This is a genomic window from Dactylosporangium sp. CA-152071 (genome assembly GCF_050936335.1).
GTDB classification, from domain to species: Bacteria; Actinomycetota; Actinomycetes; order Mycobacteriales; family Micromonosporaceae; genus Dactylosporangium; species Dactylosporangium maewongense.
The window spans coordinates 442,692-467,375 of sequence record NZ_JBNJMZ010000001.1 but is presented as its reverse complement, the minus strand read 5'-3'; the positions used below and the strand labels follow the sequence as shown (position 1 = coordinate 467,375).

At 74.8% G+C, this 24,684-nt stretch carries 2 protein-coding genes; both read left to right on the top strand.

What is annotated here, in order from left to right; genetic code table 11:
* The first annotated feature begins 90 nt into the window (after window positions 1–90).
* Window positions 91–23,925: a type I polyketide synthase gene (locus tag ACQEVZ_RS01645; RefSeq protein WP_433360254.1), complete on the top strand. Its 23,835-nt coding sequence runs from the start codon at window positions 91–93 to the stop codon at window positions 23,923–23,925.
* The gene (locus ACQEVZ_RS01640) at window positions 23,922–24,680 is read left to right on the top strand and encodes a thioesterase II family protein (protein ID WP_433360251.1); all 759 of its coding nucleotides are present in this window, start codon (window positions 23,922–23,924) and stop codon (window positions 24,678–24,680) included. The genes ACQEVZ_RS01645 and ACQEVZ_RS01640 overlap by 4 nt, the downstream gene beginning before the upstream one ends.
* The last annotated feature ends 4 nt before the right edge of the window (window positions 24,681–24,684 follow it).

Genomic DNA, 24,684 nt, shown 5'->3' with positions numbered 1-24,684 from the left:
GACGCGGCGACGGACGACGAGCTCTTCTCGTTCATCCACGAGGAACTCGGTCGGTCATGAGGTGAGCCCGGGGCGACGGGTGGGGTTGTCATGAACGAGGACAAACTCCGGGACTATCTGAAATGGGTGACCGGAGACCTCCACCAGACCCGGGCGCGGCTGCGGGAGCTGGAGGCCGCCCAGCAGGAGCCCATCGCGATCGTGGCGATGGGCTGCCGGTTCCCCGGCGGCGTCGCGTCGCCGCAGGACCTGTGGCAGCTGCTGGTGGACGGCCGGGACGCGATCGGTGACTTCCCGGCCGACCGTGGCTGGGACCTCGACGCGCTCTTCGACGACGACCCCGACCGGCCGGGTAGCACCTACACCCGGGTCGGCGGGTTCCTGGACGACGCCGCCGGGTTCGACGCCGCGCTCTTCGGCATCTCGCCGCGCGAGGCCCTGGCGATGGACCCGCAGCAGCGACTGCTGCTGGAGACGTCGTGGGAGGTGTTCGAACGCGCCGGCCTCGACCCGCGGGCCATGCGCGGCACCGCCACCGGTGTGTTCGTCGGCACCAACGGCCAGGAGTACCTGAACCTCCTCACCCACGCCGAGGAGAACGTCGAGGGATACCTCGGCACCGGCAACGCCGCCAGCGTCGTCTCCGGGCGGCTGTCGTACACGTTCGGGCTCGAAGGTCCCGCGGTCACCGTCGACACCGCGTGCTCCGCGTCGCTCGTCGCCGTGCACCTGGCGACGCAGGCGCTGCGCCGCGGCGAGTGCCGGCTCGCGCTGGCCGGCGGCGTCACCGTCATGTCGACCCCGGGCGTGTTCGTCGAGTTCTCCCGGCAGCGCGGCCTGTCCGTCGACGGCCGCTGCAAGGCGTTCTCCGACGACGCCGACGGCACCGGCTGGGGCGAGGGCGTCGGCGTCCTGCTCCTGGAGCGGCTGTCGGACGCCGTCGCCAACGGCCACCCGGTCCTCGCCGTCGTGCGCGGCTCCGCCGTCAACCAGGACGGCGCCTCCAACGGTCTGACGGCCCCGAACGGTCCCGCGCAGCAGCGGGTCATCCGCGCCGCGCTCGCCGCCGCCGGGGTCGCCGCCACCGAGGTCGACGTTGTCGAGGCGCACGGCACCGGCACGAGCCTCGGCGACCCGATCGAGGCGCAGGCGCTGCTCGCCACCTACGGGCAGGGCCGCGACGAGCCGCTGTGGCTCGGGTCGGTGAAGTCGAACCTCGGCCACACCCAGGCCGCCGCCGGCGTCGCCGGGATCATCAAGATGGTCCTCGCGCTCCAGCACGGCGTCTTGCCCCGCACCCTCCACGTCACCGCCCCCTCGTCCCACGTGGACTGGTCCGCGGGCGCGGTGCGCCTGCTCACGGAGACGCGGGCCTGGCCGGACACCGACCGTCCGCGCCGCGCCGGGGTGTCGTCGTTCGGTGTCTCCGGCACGAACGCCCACGTGATCCTGGAGCAGGCGCCCGCACCAGTCCCGGCCGACGCTCCGCCGTCGCTGCCGGTGGTGCCGTGGCCGCTCTCGGGGCACACCGCCGACGCCCTCGACACACAGGTCGACCGGCTGCGGACCGTGGCGGGACTCGACCCCGTCGACGTCGGGCACTCCCTTGCGACCGGCCGGTCCGCACTCGAGCACCGGGCCGTCCTGCTCGGCGACACGGTCATCCGCGGGCAGGTCACCGCCGGCGGAAACGCGATGCTGTTCACCGGTCAGGGTGCGCAGTGGTCGGGGATGGGTCGCGGTCTCTACGAGGCGTTCCCGGTGTTCGCTGCGGCGTTTGACGAGGTGTGTGCGCTCGTCGAGGTGGACGATGCGCGGCTGGATGAGACGCAGTGGACGCAGCCGGCGTTGTTCGCGGTTGAGGTCGCGGTGTACCGGTTGCTGGAGTCGTGGGGTCTGCGCCCCGACTACCTGCTCGGTCACTCGATCGGTGAGCTGGCCGCGGCGCACGTTGCCGGGGTTTGGTCCCTTGAGGACGCCTGCAAGGTGGTCGAAGCGCGGGGCCGGTTGATGCAGGCGCTGCCACGGGGCGGCGCGATGGTCGCGATCCAGGCTTCCGAGGAGCAGGTCCGCGCGGCGCTGGTCGACGGTGTTTCGCTGGCCGCCGTCAACGGCCCGGACGCCGTGGTCGTGTCCGGTGACGAGGAAGCCGTCGCAGCGGTAGCCAATGGGTTCGCCAAGACGCGTCGGCTGAAGGTGAGTCACGCGTTCCATTCGGCACGCATGGACGGGATGCTCGACGCGTTCCGCGAGGTCCTGGCCACGGTGAAATTCAACAAGCCGGGGATTCCGATCGCGACCACGTCGACCGGTGATGTCACCGACCCGGAGTACTGGGTCAGGCAGGTTCGGGGGACGGTCCGGTTCGCCGACGCCGTCGAGAACCTGAAGGCGAAGGGCGTCACGAGGTTCCTGGAGGTCGGTCCGGACGGGGTGCTGTCGGCGATGGTCGACGGGATCCCCGTCATGCGGAAGGGTCGCGACGAGCCGCTCACGCTGATGACCGCCGTCGCCCGCGCCCACGTCACCGGCTGGTCGCCCGACTGGACCCAGCTGCTCGCCGGGGGACGCCGCGTCGACCTGCCCACGTACCCGTTCCAGCGGCAGCGGTACTGGCCGACCGTCCGCCGGAGCATCCAGGTCGACGCCGAGTTCTGGACCGCCGTCGAGTCCGGCGACCTCGACGCCCTCACCAGGTGGCGACACCGGAAGTCCACTGTGGACGAGTGGTTGTATCGCGAGGAGTGGGTGCCGCTGCCGCACCGCGAAGCGACGCTCACCGGCACGTGGCTCGTGGTCGGTGGCGGCTCCGAGGCGGTGGTGGCGGCTCTGGCGGCGGCGGGCGCCGAGACGGTCACCGTGCCCGCCGTTCACAGCGGTCTCCCTGACGGCTCGTTCGCGGGTGTGGTGGCACTGCCCGCCGACGCGGCCGAGGCGCTCACCATCGTGCAGTCGCTCGGCGACAAAGGGCCGCTGTGGTGCCTGACCCGAGGCGCGGCCACCGACCCGGCCCAGCGCGCCGTGTGGGGCCTCGGCCGGGTCGTCGCCCTGGAGCACCCGGACCGGTGGGGCGGGCTCGTCGACCTCGACGGCGACGCCGACCTGTCGCTGCTGCCGAGCGTCCTGACCGGCACCGAGGACCAGGTCACCATCCGGTCGGGCATCGGTCACGGCCGGCGTCTCGCCAGGGCCGCCGCGACGCAAGGGTGGCGCCCATCCGGGACGGTGCTCGTCACCGGCGGCACCGGCGCCCTCGGCGGGCACGTCGCGAGGTGGCTGACCGCGGAAGGCGCTTCCAGGGTTGTGCTGGTCGGCCGTCGCGGATCTGACGCTGTACAGGTGGACGGTGTCGAGGTTGTTGCCGCGGACGTCACCGATCCTGCCGCTGTCGCCGACCTGGTCGCCCGCTACACGCCGAACGCGGTCATCCACGCTGCCGGTGTCCTGGACGACGGGACCGTCGACGCCCTGACGCCGGAGCGGATCGCGACGGTGATGGCGGCGAAGGTCGACGGCGCCCGCCACCTCGACGCCGCCACCAGGGACCTGCCACTGGACGCGTTCGTGCTGTTCTCGTCGTTCGCCGGATCGGTGGGGTCGGCGGGTCAGGGCAACTACGCCGCCGCGAACGCCGCCCTGGACGCGATCGCCGAGGAGCGCCGCGCCGCCGGGCTCCCCGCCGTCTCCATCGCCTGGGGTAGCTGGGCCGGCGCCGGCATGGCGGGCGACCTCGGCGAGCGGCACCGCCGCGGCGGCGTACGCCCGATGCACCCCGCCACCGCCGTCACCGCGCTCGCCCGGGCCGGAGCCGACGCCACGCTCGTCGTCGCCGACATCGACTGGGACACGTTCGCGCCCGCGTTCACGGCAAACCGGCCCGCACCCCTCATCGCCGGCCTGGCCCCCGCCCGCGACAGCACCGCCGAGGCGGCGTCGCCGCTCGCCGCGCTGCCCGCGGCCGAACGGCGGGCGATGCTGCTCGACCTCGTCAGGGAACGCGCCGCCGCCGTCCTCGGCCACGCCGGCACCGGCGCCGTCGGCGTCGACCGGGCGTTCCGCGACCTCGGGTTCGACTCGCTGACCGCGGTCGAGCTCCGCAACGCGATCGGCAGTGCCACCGGGCTCAGCCTGCCGTCGACGCTGGTGTTCGACTACCCGACGCCCGAGGTGCTCGCCCAGCACCTCTTCGACACCCTCGCCGGTACTGACCCGGCCGCAACAAAGCCCGCCGCGGCCACCCGCACCGACGAGCCGATCGCGATCGTCGCCATGGCCGGCCGGTTCCCCGGCGGCGTCACCTCCCCGGAGACCCTGTGGGAGCTGCTCGCCGACGGCCGCGACGCGATGGGGGAGTTCCCCGCCGACCGCGGCTGGGACCTCGACGGCCTCTTCGACCCCGACCCGGAGCGGACCGGCACCTCGTACACGCGCGCAGGCGCGTTCCTGCCCGGGGTCGCGGGATTCGACGCGGGGTTCTTCGGCATCTCGCCGCGTGAGGCCCTGGCGATGGACCCGCAGCAGCGGCTGCTGCTGGAGTCGTCGTGGGAGCTGTTCGAACGCGCCGGGATCGACCCGGCCTCGCTGCGCGGGACGGCCACCGGCGTGTTCGTCGGCACCAACGGGCAGGACTACGGCGCCGTCCTCGCCCACGCCACCGAGAACGTCGAGGGCTACCAGGGCACCGGCAACGCCGCCAGCGTCGTCTCCGGGCGGCTCTCCTACACGTTCGGGCTCGAAGGACCCGCCGTCACCGTCGACACCGCGTGCTCCGCGTCGCTCGTCGCGCTGCACCTCGCCGTCCAGGCGCTGCACCGCGGCGAGTGCGGCATGGCCCTCGCCGGCGGCGTCACCGTCATGTCCACGCCCGGCCTGTTCGTCGAGTTCTCCCGGCAGCGCGGCCTGTCCGTCGACGGCCGCTGCAAGGCGTTCTCCGACGACGCCGACGGCACCGGCTGGGGCGAGGGCGTCGGCCTGCTCCTCGTCGAGCGGCTCTCCGATGCGGTCGCCAACGGCCACCCGGTCCTGGCCGTCGTTCGCGGAACTGCGGTCAACCAGGACGGCGCGTCCAACGGTCTGACGGCCCCGAACGGCCCGTCGCAGCAGCGAGTGATCCGGGCCGCGCTCGCCGCCGCGGACCTCCAGCCGTCCGATGTGGACGCCGTCGAGGCACACGGCACCGGCACGAGCCTCGGCGACCCGATCGAAGCCCAGGCACTCCTCGCCACCTACGGCCAGGACCGGCAGACCCCGCTGTGGCTGGGATCGGTGAAGTCGAACCTCGGCCACACCCAGGCCGCCGCCGGCGTCGCCGGGATCATGAAGATGGTCCTCGCCCTGCAACACCAGATGCTGCCCCGGACCCTGCACGTCACCACCCCGTCGTCCCACGTCGACTGGTCCGCGGGCCGGGTCGAGCTGCTGCGCGAGGCGGTCGCGTGGCCGGAGACCGGCCGCCCGCGCCGCGCCGGGGTGTCGTCGTTCGGCGTGTCCGGCACCAACGCCCACGTCATCCTCGAGCAGGCCCCAGAACAGGCCCCAGAACAGGCCCCAGAACAGGCCCCGGAACAGGCGCCGGAGCAGGATCAGTCCACGGTGGACCTGCCGGCGGTGCCGTGGCTGCTGTCCGCCCGGTCCGCCGGCGGGCTCCGCGGCCAGGCGGAGCGGCTCCACGCGTACATCAGCGAACACCCGGAACTCGGCGCCACCGACATCGGGCACAGCCTCGCCACCGCCCGTGGCGCCCTCCCGCACCGCGCCGTCGTCACCGGTCCCGACCGCGACACGTTGCTGCGACACCTCACCGACCTCGCCCACGGCACGCCCACCACCGGCGCCGTGACGGGCCACGCCACACCGGCGGGGAAGGTCGCGTTCCTGTTCCCCGGGCAGGGCTCGCAGTGGGCCGGCATGGCCGTCGACCTTCTCGACACCGCGCCCGTGTTCCGGGACCACATCGGCCACTGCGAGGAGGCACTCCAGCCGTTCGTCGACTGGCGGCTCACCGACGTGCTGCGCGGCAACCCCGGCGCGCCGTCCCTCGACCGGGTCGACGTCGTCCAGCCGGTCCTGTTCGCCGTCATGGTCTCCCTCGCCGAACTGTGGCGCGCCCACGGCGTCGAGCCGGCGGCCGTCGTCGGCCACAGCCAGGGCGAGATCGCCGCCGCCTGCGTCGCCGGGCTCCTCACGCTGCCCGACGCGGCCCGCGTCGTCGCGCTGCGCAGCCAGGCCCTGCTGGAGCTGGCGGGGCACGGCGGCATGATGTCGGTGTCCGCGCCCGTCGAGGAGGTCCAGCGCCGCATCGCTGCCTGGCCCGGGCGGCTGTCGGTCGCCGCGGTCAACGGACCCACCTCGGTCGTCGTGTCCGGCGACGTCGACGCGATCGGCGAGCTGCTCGCCGCCTGCGCGGCCGACGACGTGCGGGCCCGCCGCATCGACGTCGACTACGCCTCTCACTCCGCGCACGTCGAGGCGATCCGCGACACGCTGCTCGACGTGCTCGCCCCGGTGACACCCACCGAGCCGCGCATCCCGTTCCACTCGACGGTCGCCGACGCGGGCGACGTCGTGCCCGGCTCGGCGGCGTACTGGTTCACGAACCTGCGGCAGACCGTGGAGTTCGAACCCGCCATCCGCGCCCTCGCCGGCGCAGGGTTCACCGCGTTCGTCGAGGTCAGCCCGCACCCCGTGGTGACCGTCGGGGTCCAGGAGACCCTCGACAGCGCCGGGTCCGAGGCGGTCGTCACCGGCACGCTGCGCCGCGACGACGGCGGGTCGGGCCGCTTCCTCACCGCCCTCGCCCAGCTGTGGGCCGGCGGCGGCACGGTCGACTGGGGCGCGGTCTTCGCCGGCAGCGGCGCCCGGACCGTCGAACTGCCCACGTACGCCTTCCAGCACACCCGCTACTGGCCCACCCTCAAGCCCGTCACGGCCACGGCGGGCACGCTCGACGGCCGCTTCTGGGACGCCGTCGAACACGCCGACCTCGAAGGCCTCGCCACCACGCTGCGCGTCGAGCCCGAGACGCTCGGGCCGCTGCTGCCCGCCCTCACCGCCTGGCACGCCGAGCAGCGCACCGGCGCCGCGATCGCGGGCTGGCGGCTCCGCACGACGTGGAAGCCCGTTGAGCCGCCCGCCCCGAAGGCGTCGGGTCCGTGGCTGGCACTGATCCCGGCGGGGCACACCGCGACCGACGGGCTCGGCCGGCTCGGACTCGACGTCACGCCCGTGACCGTCGACACCGCCACGGCGGACCGCACCACGCTTGCCGCGGCGTTGGCGTCGGTACCGGCAACCTCCGGCATCCTGTCGCTCCTCGCCCTCGACGAACGGCCCCACCCGGACCAGCCGCACCTCACCGCCGGGACCGCCGCGACGCTGCTGCTCGCCCAGGCCCTCGGCGACCTCGCCGTCGACGCCCCGCTGTGGTGCGTCACCGCGGGCGCAGTCTCGACCGGTCCGGGCGACCCGCTCCGCGCCGTGGCGCAGGCGGCCGTCTGGGGTCTCGGCCGCGTAATCGGCCTGGAACACCCCGGCCGCTGGGGCGGGCTCATCGACCTGCCCGCGAGCCCGGCACCCACGCCGGCCGAGGCCGGCGGCACGACGCCGGACGGCCTCGACGACGCGGCGCTGCGCAGGCTCGCCGCCGTGCTCACCGGCGGCGGCGACGAGGACCAGGTCGCGATCCGGCCGGGCGGTGTCTTCGGCCGGCGCCTCGTCGCCGCGCCGCCCACCGACGCCGTCGGCGACTGGCAGCCCTCCGGCACCGTCCTCGTCACCGGCGGCACCGGCGCGCTCGGCGGCCGCGTCGCCCGCTGGCTGGCGGGCCGCGGCGCCACCCACCTCGTCCTCGCCGGCCGCCGCGGCCCGGACGCCCCCGGCGCCGACGAGCTCCGCGCGGAGCTGACCGCCCTCGGCGTGGGCGTCACGATCGTCGCCTGCGACCTCGCCGACCGCGACGCCGTCGCCACCATGCTCACCGAGGTCGAAGCGACCCTGACCGCCGCCGTTGGCAGCGCCGGCGTGGCCGGACCTATCAGGGCCGTCGTGCACGCCGCCGGGCTGCCGCAGTCGCAGGCGCTGCCGGACATGGACCTCGGAGGCTTCGCCGCCGTCTACGCCGGGAAGGCCGCCGGGGCACAGCACCTCGACGAGCTGCTCGCCGGCCGGGACCTCGACGCGTTCGTGCTGTTCTCCTCGATCGCGGCCGCCTGGGGCAGCGGGGGACAGGCCGCGTACGCCGCGGGCAACGCCGTCCTCGACGCCGTCGCCGAGGACCGACGGGCCCGTGGCCTCGCCGCGACCGCCGTCCAGTGGGGCGCGTGGGCCGGCAGCGGCATGGCCGCCGACGACGCCAGCCGCGACGCCCTGCTCCGCCGGGGGATCCGGCCGATGCCGCCGGAGACGGCCCTGGCCGCGCTCGCCGGTGCCGCCGCGGGCCGCGACGCCGTCATCACGGTCGCCGACATCGACTGGACCCGGTTCGTGCCCGCGTTCACCGCCGCGCGACCGAGCCCGCTGCTGGGCGACCTGCCCGGCGTCGCCGAGCTGACGGCCGCCGGTACAGCAGCCGCCGCCACCGACGGCAGCGCGGCACTGCGGGACCGGCTCGCGCCGCTGACCGCCACGGAACGCGACGCCCTGCTGCTCGACCTGGTCCGGGCCGAGGCCGCCGCCGTCCTGCGGCTCGGCGGAGCGGGCGACCTCGAGGCGGGCCGCCCGTTCCGGGAGCTCGGCTTCGACTCCCTCACCGCCGTCGAGCTGCGCAACCGGCTCGGCGCGGCGACCGGGCTGCGGCTGCCGATGACCCTCGTCTTCGACCACCCGACTGCCCGTGCCGTCGCCCGCCACCTCGCCACCGTCCTGCAGCCGGACGGGATCGGCGAGACCGCCATCGCCAACGTCACGAGCGGCCCGACCGACGAGCCGATCGCGATCGTCGCCATGAGCTGCCGCTTCCCCGGCGGCGTCAGCGACGCCGAGAGCCTCTGGCGGCTGGTCGTCGACGGCACCGACGCCGTCGCCGGCATGCCAGGCGACCGCGGGTGGGACGTCGCCGGCCTGTACGGGCCGGGGCACGAAGGCCACAGCACCACCACCGAGGGCGGGTTCCTCGACACCGCCGCCCTCTTCGACGCCGGGCTGTTCAACATCTCGCCGCGTGAGGCCCTGGCGATGGACCCGCAGCAGCGGCTGCTGCTGGAGACGTCGTGGGAGCTGTTCGAACGCGCCGGGATCGACCCCGCGTCCCTCAAGGGCAGCGGCACCGGCGTGTTCGTCGGGGCGTCGCCGTCCGGGTACGCGTCGAACCTCACCACGGTCCCCGACGAGCTCGCCGGGCACCTGCTCACCGGCAACTCGGGCAGCGTCCTGTCCGGCCGGCTCTCCTACACGTACGGGCTCGAAGGACCGGCCGTCACGATCGACACCGCGTGCTCGTCGTCGCTGGTGGCGCTGCACCTGGCCGTGCAGGCGCTGCGTCGTGGCGAGTGCACGCTCGCCGTCGCCGGCGGCGTGACGGTCATGGCGACCCCGGGGGTGTTCGCCGAGTTCAGCCGGCAGGGCGGCCTCGCCGCGCAGGGCCGCTGCCGGGCGTTCTCCGACGACGCCGACGGCACCGGCTGGGGCGAGGGCGTCGGCCTCCTGCTGGTCGAGCGGCTCTCCGACGCCGTGGCGAACGGACACCCCGTCCTGGCCGTCGTTCGCGGCTCCGCGGTCAACCAGGACGGCGCCTCCAACGGTCTGACGGCCCCGAACGGTCCCGCGCAGCAGCGGGTCATCCGAGCCGCGCTCGCCGACGCCGGCGTGCGCCCCGCCGACGTCGACGCGGTCGAGGCACACGGCACCGGCACCAGCCTCGGCGACCCCATCGAGGCGCAGGCGCTCCTCGCCACCTACGGCGCGGACCGGCAGACCCCTCTGTGGCTCGGGTCGCTGAAGTCGAACATCGGCCACACCCAGGCCGCCGCCGGCGTCGCCGGGGTCATCAAGACCGTCATGGCGCTGCGGCACGGCGTCCTGCCCCGCACGCTGCACGTCAACGCCCCGTCCAGCAAGGTCGACTGGTCCGAGGGGGCGGTCGAGCTGCTCACCGAGGCCCGCGACTGGCCCGCCCTGGACCGGCCGCGCCGCGCCGGCGTGTCCGCGTTCGGCGTCAGCGGCACCAACGCCCACGTCATCATCGAGCAGGCAGTCGAGCAGGCACCGGCGGCGGATGAGCCGGCCGGCCCGCCGCTGCCGGTCGTGCCCTTGGTGCCCCTGGTGCCACTGCCCGTTGCGGCGCACACCGCGGACGCCCTCGACGCCCAGCTGGACCGGCTGCGCACGGTCGCCGACCTCGACCCGCTCGACGTCGGCTACTCCCTCGCCACCGGCCGGTCGGCGCTGGAACACCGGGCCGTCCTGCTCGGCGACACGGTGATCCGCGGCCGGGCCCGCGACGGCGGGAACGCGATGCTGTTCACCGGTCAGGGTGCGCAGTGGTCGGGGATGGGCCGCGGCCTGTACCAGGCGTTCCCGGTGTTCGCCGCGGCGTATGACGAGGTGCGCGCCCACGTCGAGGTGGACGATGCGCGGCTGGATGAGACGCAGTGGACGCAGCCTGCCCTGTTCGCGGTTGAGGTCGCGGTGTACCGGCTGCTGGAGTCCTGGGGTCTGCGCCCCGATCACCTCCTCGGTCATTCGATCGGTGAGCTGGCCGCGGCCCACGTCGCCGGGGTCTGGTCGCTTGAGGACGCCTGCAAGGTGGTGGAGGCTCGCGGCCGTCTCATGCAGGCGCTGCCATCCGGTGGCGCCATGGTGGCGATCCAGGCTTCCGAGGAGCAGGTCCGCGCGGCTCTGGTCGACGGTGCCGAGATCGCCGCGGTCAACGGGCCGGACGCGGTCGTGGTCTCCGGCGACGAGAGCGCGGTCGAGGCGGTGGCGCAAGGGTTCGCCAAGACGCGCCGGCTGAAGGTGAGTCACGCGTTCCATTCGGCACGCATGGACGGGATGCTCGACGCGTTCCGCGAGGTCCTGGCCACTGTGGAATTCAACAAGCCTTGGATTCCGATCGCGACGACGTCCACCGGCGACGTGACCGACCCGGAGTACTGGGTCGCGCAGGTCCGCGGGACGGTCCGCTTCGCCGACGCAGTCGACAGCCTGAAGGCGAAGGGCGTGACCAGGTTCCTGGAGGTCGGCCCGGACGGGGTGCTGTCGGCGATGGTCGACGGGATCCCCGCCATGCGGAAGGACCGCGAAGAGGTCGTCACCCTCATGACCGCCGTCGCTCGCGCCCACGTCACCGGCTGGTCGCCGGACTGGACGCGGCTCCTGGCCGGCGGGCGCCGCGTAGACCTGCCGACGTACGCGTTCCAGCGGCAGCGGTACTGGCTCGACACCCCCGAGCGGGGCGGGCCCGGCATCGGGCACCCGCTGCTGACGACGGTCGTCCCGGTCGCCGGCGGCGACGGGATCCTCGTCACCGGCAAGGCTTCCGTCCACCGGCACCCGTGGCTGGCCCAGCACGTCGTCCACGGCGTCGCGTACGTGCCCGGCGCCGTCCTCGTCGACCTCGCCGTGCGCGCCGCCGACGAGGCCGGCTGCGACCGCCTCGACGAGCTCGTCCTCGAGGCGTCCCTGCCGGTCCCCGGATCCGGGACGGTGGAGCTGCAGGTCGCGGTCGGCGACCTCGACCGGCTCGGCGCCCGGCCGGTCACGGTGTTCAGCCGCGCCGACGACGGGCCCTGGACCCGGCACGCCCACGGCAGCGCCTCCACCAGCTCGGCGCCCGCGGGAGAGCAGCTGGCGCAGTGGCCGCCGGCGGGCGCGGAGCCCGTCGCCGTGGAGTCGCTGTACGAGCGGTGGGAGGAGGCGGGATTCGCCTACGGCCCGGCGTTCCAGGGGCTGCGCGCCGCGTGGCGGTCCGGCGACAGCCTCTACGCCGAGGTCGACGTCGAGCCGCAGCCCGGCGACGACGAGTTCTGGCTGCGCCCCGCGCTGCTCGACGCGGCCCTGCACGGCCTCGCCCTCGGCGTGCTGCCGGGCCTCGACGGTGACCTGCTGCCGTTCGCGTGGAACGGGTTCACGCTCCACGCCACCGGAGCCCAGCGGCTGCGGGTGCGCCTCACCCCGACGGGTCGCCCGGGCGCCGTCACCATCCTGGCCGCCGACCCGACCGGCGCCCCGGTCGTCTCCGTCGACGCGCTCGTGATGCGGCCGACCGGCAAGGCCCCGACCGTCGAGGCGGCGATCGTCGAGCCGGCGGTGGCGGTACCGACGCCGCAACAGCGAACAGGAGCAGCCACGGCCCGCAGAAGGACGGCCGCCACTGCACCGGCCGGGAACGCCCTCGGACAACGGCTCGCCGGCCTCACCGAGGCCGACCAGCGCACGCTCCTCACCGACCTGGTCCGGGAACGCACCGCCACCGTCCTCGGCCACGCCGACGCGAGCGCCGTCGAGGCAGACCAGCCGTTCAAGAACCTCGGCGTCAACTCCCTCACCGCCGTCGAACTGCGCAACGCCCTCACCGAGGCCAGCGGGGTCCGGCTCCCCGCAACGCTCGTCTTCGACCAGCCGACCCCGGCCGCTGTCGCCGCGCACCTGCGGCAGGAGCTGCTGGGCCTGCCGGAGGAGGTCGCCGAGCCGGAGACGGTGTCCGCGACGGTCGACGAGCCGATCGCGATCGTCGGCATGGCGTGCCGCTACCCGGGCGACGTCAACAGCGCCGATGACCTGTGGAACCTCGTCGTGGCCGGCGGCGACGCCATCACCCCGTTCCCGACGAACCGCGGCTGGGACGTCGAGGCGCTCTACAACCCAGACCCCGACGCGCCCGGCACCTGCTACGCGCAGGGCGGCGGATTCCTGCACGACGCCGGCGACTTCGACCCCGCGTTCTTCGGCATCTCGCCCCGCGAGGCGCTCGCCATGGACCCGCAGCACCGGCTGCTGCTGGAGACCTCGTGGGAGGCCGTCGAGCACGCCGGCATCGACCCGGTGTCGCTGCGCGGCAGCCAGACCGGCGTGTTCGCCGGCGTCACCTACCAGGACTACGTCGGCCTGCTGATGCTCGCGAAGGAGTCCGCGGAGGGCCTGATCGGCAGCGGCAACTCGTTCAGCGTCCTGTCCGGCCGGATCGCGTACACGTTCGGGCTCGAAGGACCCGCCGTGTCGGTGGACACCGCGTGCTCGTCGTCGCTGGTCGCGCTGCACTGGGCGATCCAGTCGCTGCGCGCCGGCGACTGCACCCTCGCCCTCGCCGGCGGCGTCACCGTCATGTCGACACCCGTGTCGCTCATCGACTACAGCCGGCAGCGGGCCCTCGCCCCCGACGGGCGGTGCAAGCCGTTCTCCGCCGCCGCCGACGGCGCCAGCTGGTCCGAGGGTGCCGGCATGGTGCTCCTCGAACGGCTCAGCGACGCGCGGCGCAACGGGCACACCGTCCTCGCCGTCATCCGCGGCAGCGCCGTCAACCAGGACGGCGCCTCCAACGGGCTCACCGCCCCGAACGGCCCCGCCCAGCAGCGGGTCATCCGCCGCGCCCTCGCCAACGCCCGCCTGGCACCCGCCGACGTCGACGCCGTCGAGGCGCACGGCACCGGCACCCCGCTCGGCGACCCGATCGAGGCCCAGGCGCTCCTCGCGACCTACGGCCAGGACCGCGAGGCGCCGCTGTGGCTCGGGTCGCTGAAGTCGAACATCGGCCACCCGCAGGCGGCGGCCGGCGTCGGTGGCGTCATCAAGATGGTCCAGGCGCTGCGGCACGGGACGCTGCCGCGGACCCTGCACATCACCGAGCCGTCCCCGCACGTCGACTGGACGGCGGGCAGCGTCGAACTGCTCACCGAGACCCGGCCGTGGCCCGAGGTCGACCGGCCGCGCCGCGCGGGCGTGTCGTCGTTCGGGATGAGCGGCACCAACGCCCACGTCATCCTCGAGGAGGCGCCTCCCGCCGAGGTGGCCGCCCCGGCGGCGGCGCTGCCGGTGGTGCCGTGGCCGGTGTCGGCGCGGACCGCTCACGCGCTCGACGGCCAGGTCGCCAGGCTGCGCGGAATCACCGGTAATCCAACCGACGTTGGATTCTCCCTGGCGACGGGCAGGTCCACGTTCGACCACCGGGCCGTCGTGCTCGGCGACGCCGTGATCCGCGGCAAGGCCGCCGCCGGCGGCGGAAACGCGATGCTGTTCACGGGTCAGGGTGCGCAGTGGTCGGGGATGGGTCGCGGCCTCTACGAGGCGTTCCCGGTGTTCGCTGCGGCGTATGACGAGGTGTGCGCGCACATCGAGGGGCTGCGGGACGTCGAGGGTGACCTGCTGGATGAGACGCAGTGGACGCAGCCTGCGCTGTTTGCGGTCGAGGTCGCGGTGTACCGGTTGCTGGAGTCCTGGGGGTTGCGCCCGGACTTCCTTCTCGGTCATTCGATTGGTGAGCTGGCGGCGGCGCACGTTGCGGGGGTGTGGTCGCTTGAGGATGCCTGCAAGGTGGTGACCGCTCGCGGTCGTCTCATGCAGGCGCTGCCGGCCGGTGGCGCGATGGTGGCGATCCAGGCCTCGGAGGAGCAGGTCCGCGCAGCGCTGGTCGACGGTGCCGAGATCGCCGCGGTCAACGGCCCGGACGCGGTGGTGATCTCGGGCGACGAGGGTGCGGTTGAGCGGGTCGCGGCAGGGTTCGAGAAGACCAAGCGGCTGCGGGTGAGCCACGCGTTCCACTCCGCGCGGATGGACGGGATGCTCGACGCGTTCCGCGAGGTCCTGCGGGCCGTGACGTTCAACCCGCCGGTCATCCCGATCGCCACCACTTCCACCGGTGACGTCACCGACCCGGAGTACTGGGTCCAGCAGGTCCGCGGCACGGTCCGGTTCGCCGATGCCGTGGCAACACTGAAAGCAGTCACGAGGTTCCTGGAAGTCGGCCCCGACGGCGTGCTGTCCGCCCTGGTCGACGGCATCCCCGCCATGCGCAAGGGCCGCGACGAGGCCACCACCCTGCTCACCGCCGTGGCACAGGCGCACGTCACCGGCTGGTCACCCGACTGGACCAAGCTCCTGCACGGCGGCCGCAAGACGACCGTGCCCACCTACGCGTTCCAGCACAAGCAGTACTGGCCGACCATCGAACTGCCCAAGGCCGGCACCGCGACCGGGCACGCCGACGACGCGTTCTGGGCCGCCGTCGAAGCCGGCGACCTCAGCGACCTGCTCGGCGTCGACGCCGGCCCGTTCGTCCCGGCACTCGCCGCGTGGCGGCGCCGCAAGGACGAACACTCCACCGTGGACACCTGGCGCTACCAGATCCGCTGGCGGCCCGCCGCCCTCGACCAGACCGCCGCCCTCGACGGCAGCTGGCTGGTCCTGCACAACGGTGCCGAGGCCCTCGCCGGCCGGATCGCCGCAGGGCTCACCGCCGCCGGCGCCACCGCACAGCCGGTCACCGAGATCCCCGACGGCACGTACGCCGGCATCGTCGCGCTGCAGGGCGACGACATCCAGTGGACGACGGAGCTGCTCCGCACGAGCGGCGACGCGAAGCTGTGGGTGCTCACCAGCGGCGCCGTGTCCATCGGCGCGTCCGACCCCCTGCGCGACCCGGTCCACACCGGCGTCTGGGGCCTCGGCCGCGCCGCCGCCCTCGAATACCCGCAACGCTGGGGCGGCCTCATCGACCTGCCCGAGACCGTCGACGACCGCACCGTCCAGCGCATCGCCGCCGTCCTGGCCGGGGCGGGCGACGAGGACCAGGTCGCCGTCCGCGGCTCCGGCGTCTTCACCCGCCGGCTCACGCACGCCCCAGCAGCTCAGCGCCCCGTCGGCGGGCCCGCCTGGAAGCCGCGCGGCACCGCGCTCGTCACCGGCGGCACCGGCGCGCTCGGCTCGCACATCGCCCGCTGGCTCGCCAAGAGCGGCGCCGACCACCTCGTGCTCACCAGCCGCCGCGGCGACGCCACCCCCGGCGCCGCCGAACTGCGCGCCGAACTCGAAGCCCTCGGCGCCCGCGTCACCATCCCCGCCTGCGACGTCTCCGACCGCGTCGCCGTCGCCGCGCTCCTGGAAACGCTGCCGGACCTGCGGGTCGTCGTGCACGCCGCGGGTGTGCCGCAGTCGCAGGTCCTGGACGGCATGACCAGGGCCGACTTCGACACCATCCACGCGCCGAAGGCCGGCGGCGCCGCCCACCTCGACGAGCTGACCGACGGCCGCGACCTCGACGCGTTCGTGCTGTTCTCGTCGATCTCCGCGACCTGGGGCAGCGGCGGCCAGGCTGCCTACGCCGCGGCCAACGCCGTCCTGGACGGCATCGCCCAGCACCGCCGGGCCCGCGGCCGCACCGCCACCGCGATCGCGTGGGGCCCGTGGGGCGGCGGCGGCATGGTCACCGCAGAGGAGGGCACGGAGGAGTTCCTGCGCCGCCGCGGCCTGCACGTCCTCGACCCGCAGCTGGCCGTCAGTGCCCTGCAGGGGGCGCTGGACGCCGACGAGACCACGCTGACCGTCGCCGACGTCGACTGGGCCCGCTTCGCGCCAGGCTTCACCGGCTCGCGGCCCAGCCCGCTGCTCGGCGACCTGCCCGAGGTCGCGGCGCTGGACAGCGCCGACGCGCCCGTGGACGGCACCTTCCGCGACGAGCTCGCCGCGATGAGCCCCGCCGACCGGCACGCCACGCTGCTCGGCATCGTCCGCGCCGAGGCGGCCGCCGCGCTCGGGCACAGCGGCGCCGACGCCGTCGACGCGGAGCAGGCGTTCCGTGACCTCGGCTTCGACTCGCTCACCGCCGTCGAACTGCGCAACCGGCTCAACGCCGCCACCGGCCTCAAACTGCCCGCCACGCTGCTGTTCGACCACCCGACCGCGACCGCGCTCGCCGCACACCTGGCGACCGAGCTCGGCGGCACCACGGTCGCGGCGAAGCAGGAAGTCACGGCCTACACCGACGAACCCATCGCGATCGTGAGCATGAGCTGCCGCTTCCCGGGCGGCGTCAGCACCCCCGAAGCGCTGTGGGACCTCGTCGTCAGCGGCGGCGACGCCGTCAGCGGATTCCCCGCCGACCGTGGCTGGGACCTCGACGGGATCTACGACCCGGACCCCGACCACGCCGGCACCTCCTACGTCCGCGAAGGCGGCTTCCTGGACGGCGTCGCCGAGTTCGACCCGCAGTTCTTCGGCATCTCCCCCCGCGAGGCGCTCACCATGGACCCCCAGCAGCGGCTGCTGCTCGAGGTCGCGTGGGAAGCGTTCGAACGCGCCGGCATCGACCCGCTGTCCGTCCGCGGCGAACGGGTCGGCGTGTTCGCCGGCACCAACGGCCAGGACTACATCGCGACCCTCGCCGCCGCGTCCGCGTTCGACGAAGGCTACGTCGGCACCGGCAACACCGCCGCCGTCATGTCCGGCCGGATCTCCTACACGCTCGGCCTCGAAGGCCCCGCCGTCACCGTCGACACGGCCTGCTCCTCGTCGCTCGTCGCGATGCACTGGGCCGCGCAGGCGCTGCGCAACGGCGAATGCGAGCTCGCCCTCGCCGGCGGCGTCACCGTCATGACCACGCCCGGGTCGTTCATCGCGTTCAGCCGCCAGCGCGGGCTCGCCACCGACGGCCGGTGCAAGGCGTTCTCCGACGACGCCGACGGCACCAACTGGGGCGAGGGCGCCGGCATGGTTCTGCTCGAACGGCTCTCCGACGCGCGACGCAACGGCCACACCGTCCTCGCCGTCATCCGCGCCGCCGGGATCAACCAGGACGGCGCCTCCAACGGGCTCACCGCCCCGAACGGTCCCGCCCAGCAGCGGCTCATCCGGCAGGTCCTCGCCACCGCCGGGCTGCGCCCCGCCGACGTCGACCTGCTCGAGGCGCACGGCACCGGCACCAGCCTCGGCGACCCGATCGAGGCACAGGCGCTCCTGGCGACCTACGGCCAGGACCGGCCCGCGGACCGTCCACTGTGGCTCGGCAGCGTCAAGTCCAACATCGGCCACACGCAGGCCGCCGCCGGCGTCGCCGGGGTCATCAAGGCCGTCCAGGCGCTGCGGCACCGGACCCTGCCGCCGACCCTGCACGCCGCGACCCCGTCCAGCCACGTCGACTGGACCGCCGGCGCCGTCCGCCTGCTCACCGAGACCGCCGACTGGCAGCCCGCCCAGGGACCCCGCCGCGCCGGTGTGTCCGCGTTCGGGATCAGCGGCACCAACGGCCACCTCATCCTCGAAGAGGCCCCACAGGTCGCGGCCGCGGCAGGTGTACCGGCACCGGCCGCCGGCCCGGTCGCGCTGCTGCTGTCGGCGCGTGGCGAGGACGCCCTCACCGGACAGGCGGGGCAGCTCGCCGACCACCTCGACCGGCACCCGCACCTGCGCCCGGCCGACGTCGCCGCCACCCTCGCCACCGGCAGGGCACTGCTCACCGACCGCGCCGCCGTCGTCGGTACCGACGCCGAAACCCTCATCGCCGCACTGCAGGCCCTTGCCGCCGGGACGGGACACCCGGCCGTCGTGCGTGCCGCCACCGCGCGTCCCGGCCGCACCGCGATCCTCTTCACCGGCCAGGGCGCCCAGCGCAACGGCATGGGCGCGGACCTCTACGCCACCTACCCGGTGTTCGCCGCCGCGTTCGACGACGCCTGCTCCCGCTTCGACCTGGCCCTGGACCGTCCGCTGCGGGACCTCGCGTTCACCGGCGGCGACGCCCTCGACCGCACCGGCTACACGCAACCGGCGCTGTTCGCGTTCGAGCTGGCGATGTACCGCCTCGCGGAATCCGCCGGGCTGAGCGCCGACGCGCTCATCGGCCACTCCATCGGCGAGATCGTCGCCGCGCACGTCGCCGGGGTGTTCGACCTCGACGACGCCTGCCGCCTCGTCGCCGCCCGTGCCGGGCTCATGCAGGCCCTGCCCGCCGGCGGCGCCATGGTGGCGCTGCAGGCCACCGAGGACGAGGTGCTGCCGCTGCTCGACGACACCATCGGGATCGCCGCCGTCAACGGCCCGCGCGCCGTCGTCGTCTCCGGCGACGAGACGGCCGCCGAACGCATCGCCGCCCACTTCGCCGGGGCCGGCCGGCGCACCCGGCGGCTGCGGGTGTCGCACGCGTTCCACTCGCCCCGGATGGACGGCATGCTCGCCGAGTTCGCCCGGGTCGCCGCCACGGTCACCTACAGCGCGCCGCGGCTGCCGGTGATCAGCAACCTGACCGGCACGTTCGCCGCCGCCGGAGACCTGACCGAACCCGGGTACTGGGTCCGGCACGTCCGCGACGCGGTCCGCTTCGCCGACGGGATCGCCGCCCTGCACGCCGCCGGGTACACCCGCTTCGTCGAGGTCGGCCCCGACGCGGTCCTGACCGCCATGGCCCAGGACGGCCTGCCGCAGGACGCCACCTGCGTGGCGCTGTCCCGCCGGGACAAGCCGGAGACCGAGGCGTTCCTGCGCGGCGCCGCACAGCTCGCCACCGCAGGCGTCGCCCTCGACCGTGCCGCCGCGTTCACGGTCCCGGGCGCGGTGCCCGCCGCCCTGCCCACGTACGCGTTCCAGCGCACCCGCTTCTGGCCACGGCCCGGCACCGGCGTCTCCGCCGGGCTCGCCGGCGCCGGCCTGGCGACCGCCGACCACCCGCTGCTCGGCGCCGCCGTCACCCTCGCCGACACCGGCACCGTCGTGCTCACCGGCCGGCTGTCGACCCGCACCCACCCGTGGCTCGCCGACCACGCTCTGCCCGGCGCGGTCATCGTCCCCGGCACCGCGCTGCTCGAACTCGCGCTGCGCGCCGGCGACGAGGTCGGCTGCCCGGTCGTCGACGAGCTCACCCTCGCCGCGCCGCTGACCCTGCCCGACCGCGGTGCGGTGGAGCTGCAGGTCCGGGTCGACCCGGCCGAAGGCGACGCAGACGCCCGGCCCGTCACGATCCACGCCCGGCCCGCCGACGGCGGCCACCCGTGGACCCTGCACGCCACCGGTGTGCTCACCACCGGTCAGCCTGACGCCGCCACGACGGCGGCGCAATGGCCACCGGCCGGTGCGGAGCCGGTCGACCTCGACGGGTTCTACGCCGGGCTCGCCGTCGCCGGGTTCCGCTACGGCCCGGTCTTCCAGGGCCTCGAAGCGGCGTGGCGGGTCGGCGACGATGTCTACGCCGAGGTCGCGCTGCCCGGCGACGCCGCCGAGGACGCCGACCGGTTCACCGTCCACCCGGCGCTGCTCGACGCGGCCCTGCACGCCGTCGCGTTCACCGGACTCGGCCGCACCGACCGCGGGCGGCTCCCGTTCGCGTGGACCGGCGTCACCGTCCACGCCGCCGGCGCGACCCGGCTGCGGGTGCGGCTGCAGACCCTCGGCGCCGACGCGGTGTCGGTGACCGTCGCCGATCCGGCCGGCGCCCCCGTCGCGACCGTGGCCTCCCTGACCCTGCGGGAACTGGCCGCGACCGCGCCCGCGCACTCCAACGTGGACGGCCTGCTCCGCCTGGACTGGCAGCCGCTGCGGCTGGCAGCCGCCGAACCCCAGGCGCTGCGCTGGGCCGTCGTCGGCGAGGACCGCCTGGGCTTCGGCGCCGCGGCGGACGCCTCGGGGGTGCACCTGGAGTCCTACGCCGACCTCGCCTCCCTCGCGGCCGCCGCCGACAACGGCGCCCGCATCCCCGCGACCGTCTTCCACGTCAGCGCCGGCACCCCCGACACCGTCGCCGCCGCCCACGCGCTGAGCGCGCGGGCGCTCGCTGACGTGCAGGAATGGCTGGAGAACCCGGCGTTCGGGGCGTCGCGGCTGGTGTTCCTCACCCGCGAAGCCGTCGGCGACGACGTCCGCGACCCCGCCGCCGCGGCCGTGCACGGCCTGGTCCGGTCCGCGCAGTCGGAGAACCCCGGACACTTCGTCCTCGTCGACCTCGACACCTCCGCCGACTCCATGGCGGCGCTGCCCGCCGCCCTCGACAGCGGCGAACCCGCGCTGCTCCTGCAGGGCGGCACGGCCAGGATCCCGCGCCTCGCCACCGTCAACGGCGCCGAGGAGCTTACCCCGCCGGACGGCCCGTGGCGGCTCACCCCCGGCGAGGACGGCACCCTCGAAGGCCTCACCGTCGAGCCCGCCGACGAGGCCGCCGGGGAGCTGCGCGCCGGCCAGGTCCGCATCGCCGTGCGGGCCGGCGGCGTCAACTTCCGCGACGTGCTCAACGCCCTCGGCATGTACCCGGGCGAGGCCGGCTCCCTCGGTCAGGAAGGCGCCGGCGTCGTCACCGAGGTCGGGCCCGGCGTCACCGGGTTCGCCGTCGGGGACCGGGTCCTGGGCATGTTCCCCGGCGCGTTCGGGCCCGTCGCCGTCGCCGACCACCGCATGATCGTCGGCGTCCCGGCCGGCTGGTCCTACGCGCAGGCGGCGTCGGTGCCGCTGGTGTTCCTCACCGCGTACTACGCCCTCGTCGACCTCGGCGGTCTCCGCCCGGGGGAGCGGGTCCTCGTGCACGCCGCCGCCGGCGGGGTCGGCATGGCCGCCGTCCAGCTCGCCCGGCACCTCGGCGCCGACGTCCTCGCCACCGCGAGCACCGGCAAGTGGCCGGTCGTGCGCGGGCTCGGCGTCGACGGCACGCACCTCGCCTCGTCGCGGACCCTGGCCTTCGAGCCGCAGTTCCTGGAGCTGACCGGCGGCACCGGCGCCGACGTCGTCCTCAACGCGCTCGCCCGCGAGTTCGTCGACGCGTCGCTGCGGCTGCTGCCGCGCGGCGGCCGGTTCCTGGAGATGGGCAAGACCGACGTCCGCGACGCCGACGCGGTCGCCGCCGCCCACCCGGGCGTGCACTACCGCGCCTTCGACCTCATCGAGGCCGGCCCCGACCGGATCGGCGTGATGCTCCGCGACCTCGTCGCCATGTTCGAGCAGGGGGTCCTCACGCCGCTGCCGGTCACCGCCTGGGACGTCCGCCGGGCCAGGGACGCGTTCCGGTACATCAGCCAGACCCGGCACATCGGGAAGGTCGTCCTCACCTTCCCGGCCCCGCTGCGCGGCGAGCACACCGCGCTCGTCACCGGCGGGACCGGCGGGCTCGGCGCGCAGGTCGCCCGCCACCTGGCGACCAGCGGGATCCGGCACCTGCTGCTGGCCAGCCGCAGCGGCGAACAGGCCGCCGGCGCCGCCGAGCTGCGCGCCGAACTCGCCGCGCTCGGCGCCGACGTGACCATCGCCGCCTGCGACGTCGCCGACCGGGACGCGGTCGCCGCGCTCATCGCGTCGGTGCCCGCCGACCGGCCGCTGACCGCGGTCGTGCACACCGCCGGCATCCTCGACGACGCCACCGTCGGCGGTCTCGACGCGGCCCGCCTGGCCGCGGTGCTGCGGCCGAAGGTCGACGCCGTCACGCACCTCGACGAGCTGACCGCCGGGCACGACCTGGCCGTGTTCGCCGTGTACTCGTCGGTGTCCGGGCTCATCGGTGGCGCCGGGCAGGGCAACTACGCCGCCGCGAACGCCTACCTCGACGCGTGGGCGCAGCGCCGGGCCGGCCGCGGCCTGCCCGCGACCGCGCTCGCCTGGGGTCCCTGGATCACCGCTAGCGGCATGACCAGCGACCTGACCGACGCCGACGTGCGCCGCATGTCCCGCGGCGGCCTGCTGCCCCTCGACCCGGCCCGCGGCCTCGCCCTGTTCGACGCCGCCGTGCGCCGCGCCGAACCGCTCGCCGTGCCGATGCTGCTGGACCTGCAAGCGCTGAAGGGCGACGCCGTCGCGCCGCTGCTGCGCGGGCTCGTGCGGGGACCGGCGAGGAAGGCGGCCGGGCGGGGGACCACGGCCGGGGTGTCGCTGACCGAGCGGCTCGCCGCCGAGACCGCGGAAGGTCGCGAAACCCTGGTCCTCGACTTCGTCCGCGCCCAGGTCGCCGCGGTGCTCGGGTTCACCACCCCCGACGCCGTCCCGCCGGGTCAGAGCCTGCTGGAGGCGGGCTTCGACTCGCTCACCGCCGTCGAGCTGCGCAACCGGATCGGCGCCGCCACCGCGCTGCGGCTGCCCCCGACGCTCGTCTTCGACCACCCGACCCCGGCCGCGCTCACCACGCACCTGCTGCAGCAGCTGGGCAGCGTGGTGGTGCGCAAGGCGGAGCCGGTCCAGGAGAGCCGGGAGGACGGCATCGGGGCGATGTTCCGCGACGCCTGCCGCAACGGCCAGGTCGACCAGGGCTACGCGCTGCTGCGCGCCGCCGCCGCGCTGCGTCCCACGTTCAAGGCCCGCGCCGACTTCGGCCGTGAGCTCCAGCCGGTGAAGCTCACCTCCGGTCCCGCCGACCGGCCGGTGCTGATCTGCTTCAGCTCGTTCGTCGCGCTCGCCGGCGTCCACCAGTACGCGCGGCTCGCCGCCAGCTTCCGCGACACCCACGACGTGTGGGCGCTGTCGGTGCCCGGCTTCCTCACCGACGAGCGCCTGCCCGCCACCTGGGAGACCGTCACCGACATGCAGGCCGAGCTGGTCCGCGAATGCGTCGGCGACCGGCCCGCAGTCCTGCTCGGCTCCTCCGGCGGCGGGCTGCTCGCGCACGCCGCCGCGACCCGCCTGCACGACCTCGGCGCCCCGGCCGCCGGCGTGGTCCTGCTCGACACGTACCCGGCGACCGAGGACTCGCCCCTGGCCAAGTTCCAGGCCGAGCTCATCGACGGCATGTTCGACCGGCAGGGCCTCTTCACCACCCTCGACTCGGCCCGGCTGACCGCGATGAGCTGGTACTTCGACCTGTTCGGCGGCTGGCGGCCCGCGCCGCTGGCCACGCCCACGCTGCTGCTGCGCTCCTCGGAGCCGATCGTCGCCAACGGTCCCGACGGGCCCTACGCCCGGCACGAGTGGCAGACCTCGTGGCAGGACGCGGACACGACGATCGACGTGCCCGGCAACCACTTCACGATGATGGAGCACCACGCCGGCTCGACCGCCCAGGCGGTGCGGCAGTGGGTCGACGAGTTGAGAGGTTCACGATGAGCATCACCACGACCACCAGCGACCTGTGGGTGCGCCGGTACCACCCGCGCCCCGACGCGGCCGTGCGGCTGGTGTGCTTCCCGCACGCCGGCAGCTCCGCGCCCTACTACGTGCCCGTCTCCGCGAACGCGGGACCCGGCGTGGACGTGCTGTCGCTGCAGTACCCGGGCCGGCAGGAACGCCGCAACGAGCCGCTCATCGACGACATCGGGGAGCTCGCCGCGCAGGCATGCGAGGCGATCCTGCCGTGGCTGGACCGGCCGTTCGCGCTGTTCGGGCACAGCATGGGCGCCACTGTCGCGTTCGAGGTCGCCCGCCGGCTCACCGCCCAGGGCCGCGAGCCGATGCACCTGTTCGCGTCCGGGCGCCGCGCCCCGTCCCGGCTGCGCGACGAAAACGTCCACCGCCGTGACGACGCCGGCATCATCGCGGAGATGAAGTCCCTCAGCGGCACCGACACCCGGGTCTTCGACGACGAGGACCTGCTGCAGTCGGTGCTGCCGATCGTCCGCAACGACTACAAGGCCGCCGAGACCTACGTGTACACCCCCGGCGCGCCGCTGCGCTGCCCGGTGACCGCGTTCACCGGCCACGACGACCCGAAGGTCAGCGTCGAGGAGGCCGACGCGTGGCGCGAGCACACGACCGGGCCCACGGTGCTGCACGTCTACGACGGCGGGCACTTCTTCCTCACCCAGCACGCCTCCGCCGTCATCGCGGTCGTCACTGGGTCGCTCGCCCTCGCGGCCGTCTGAAAGG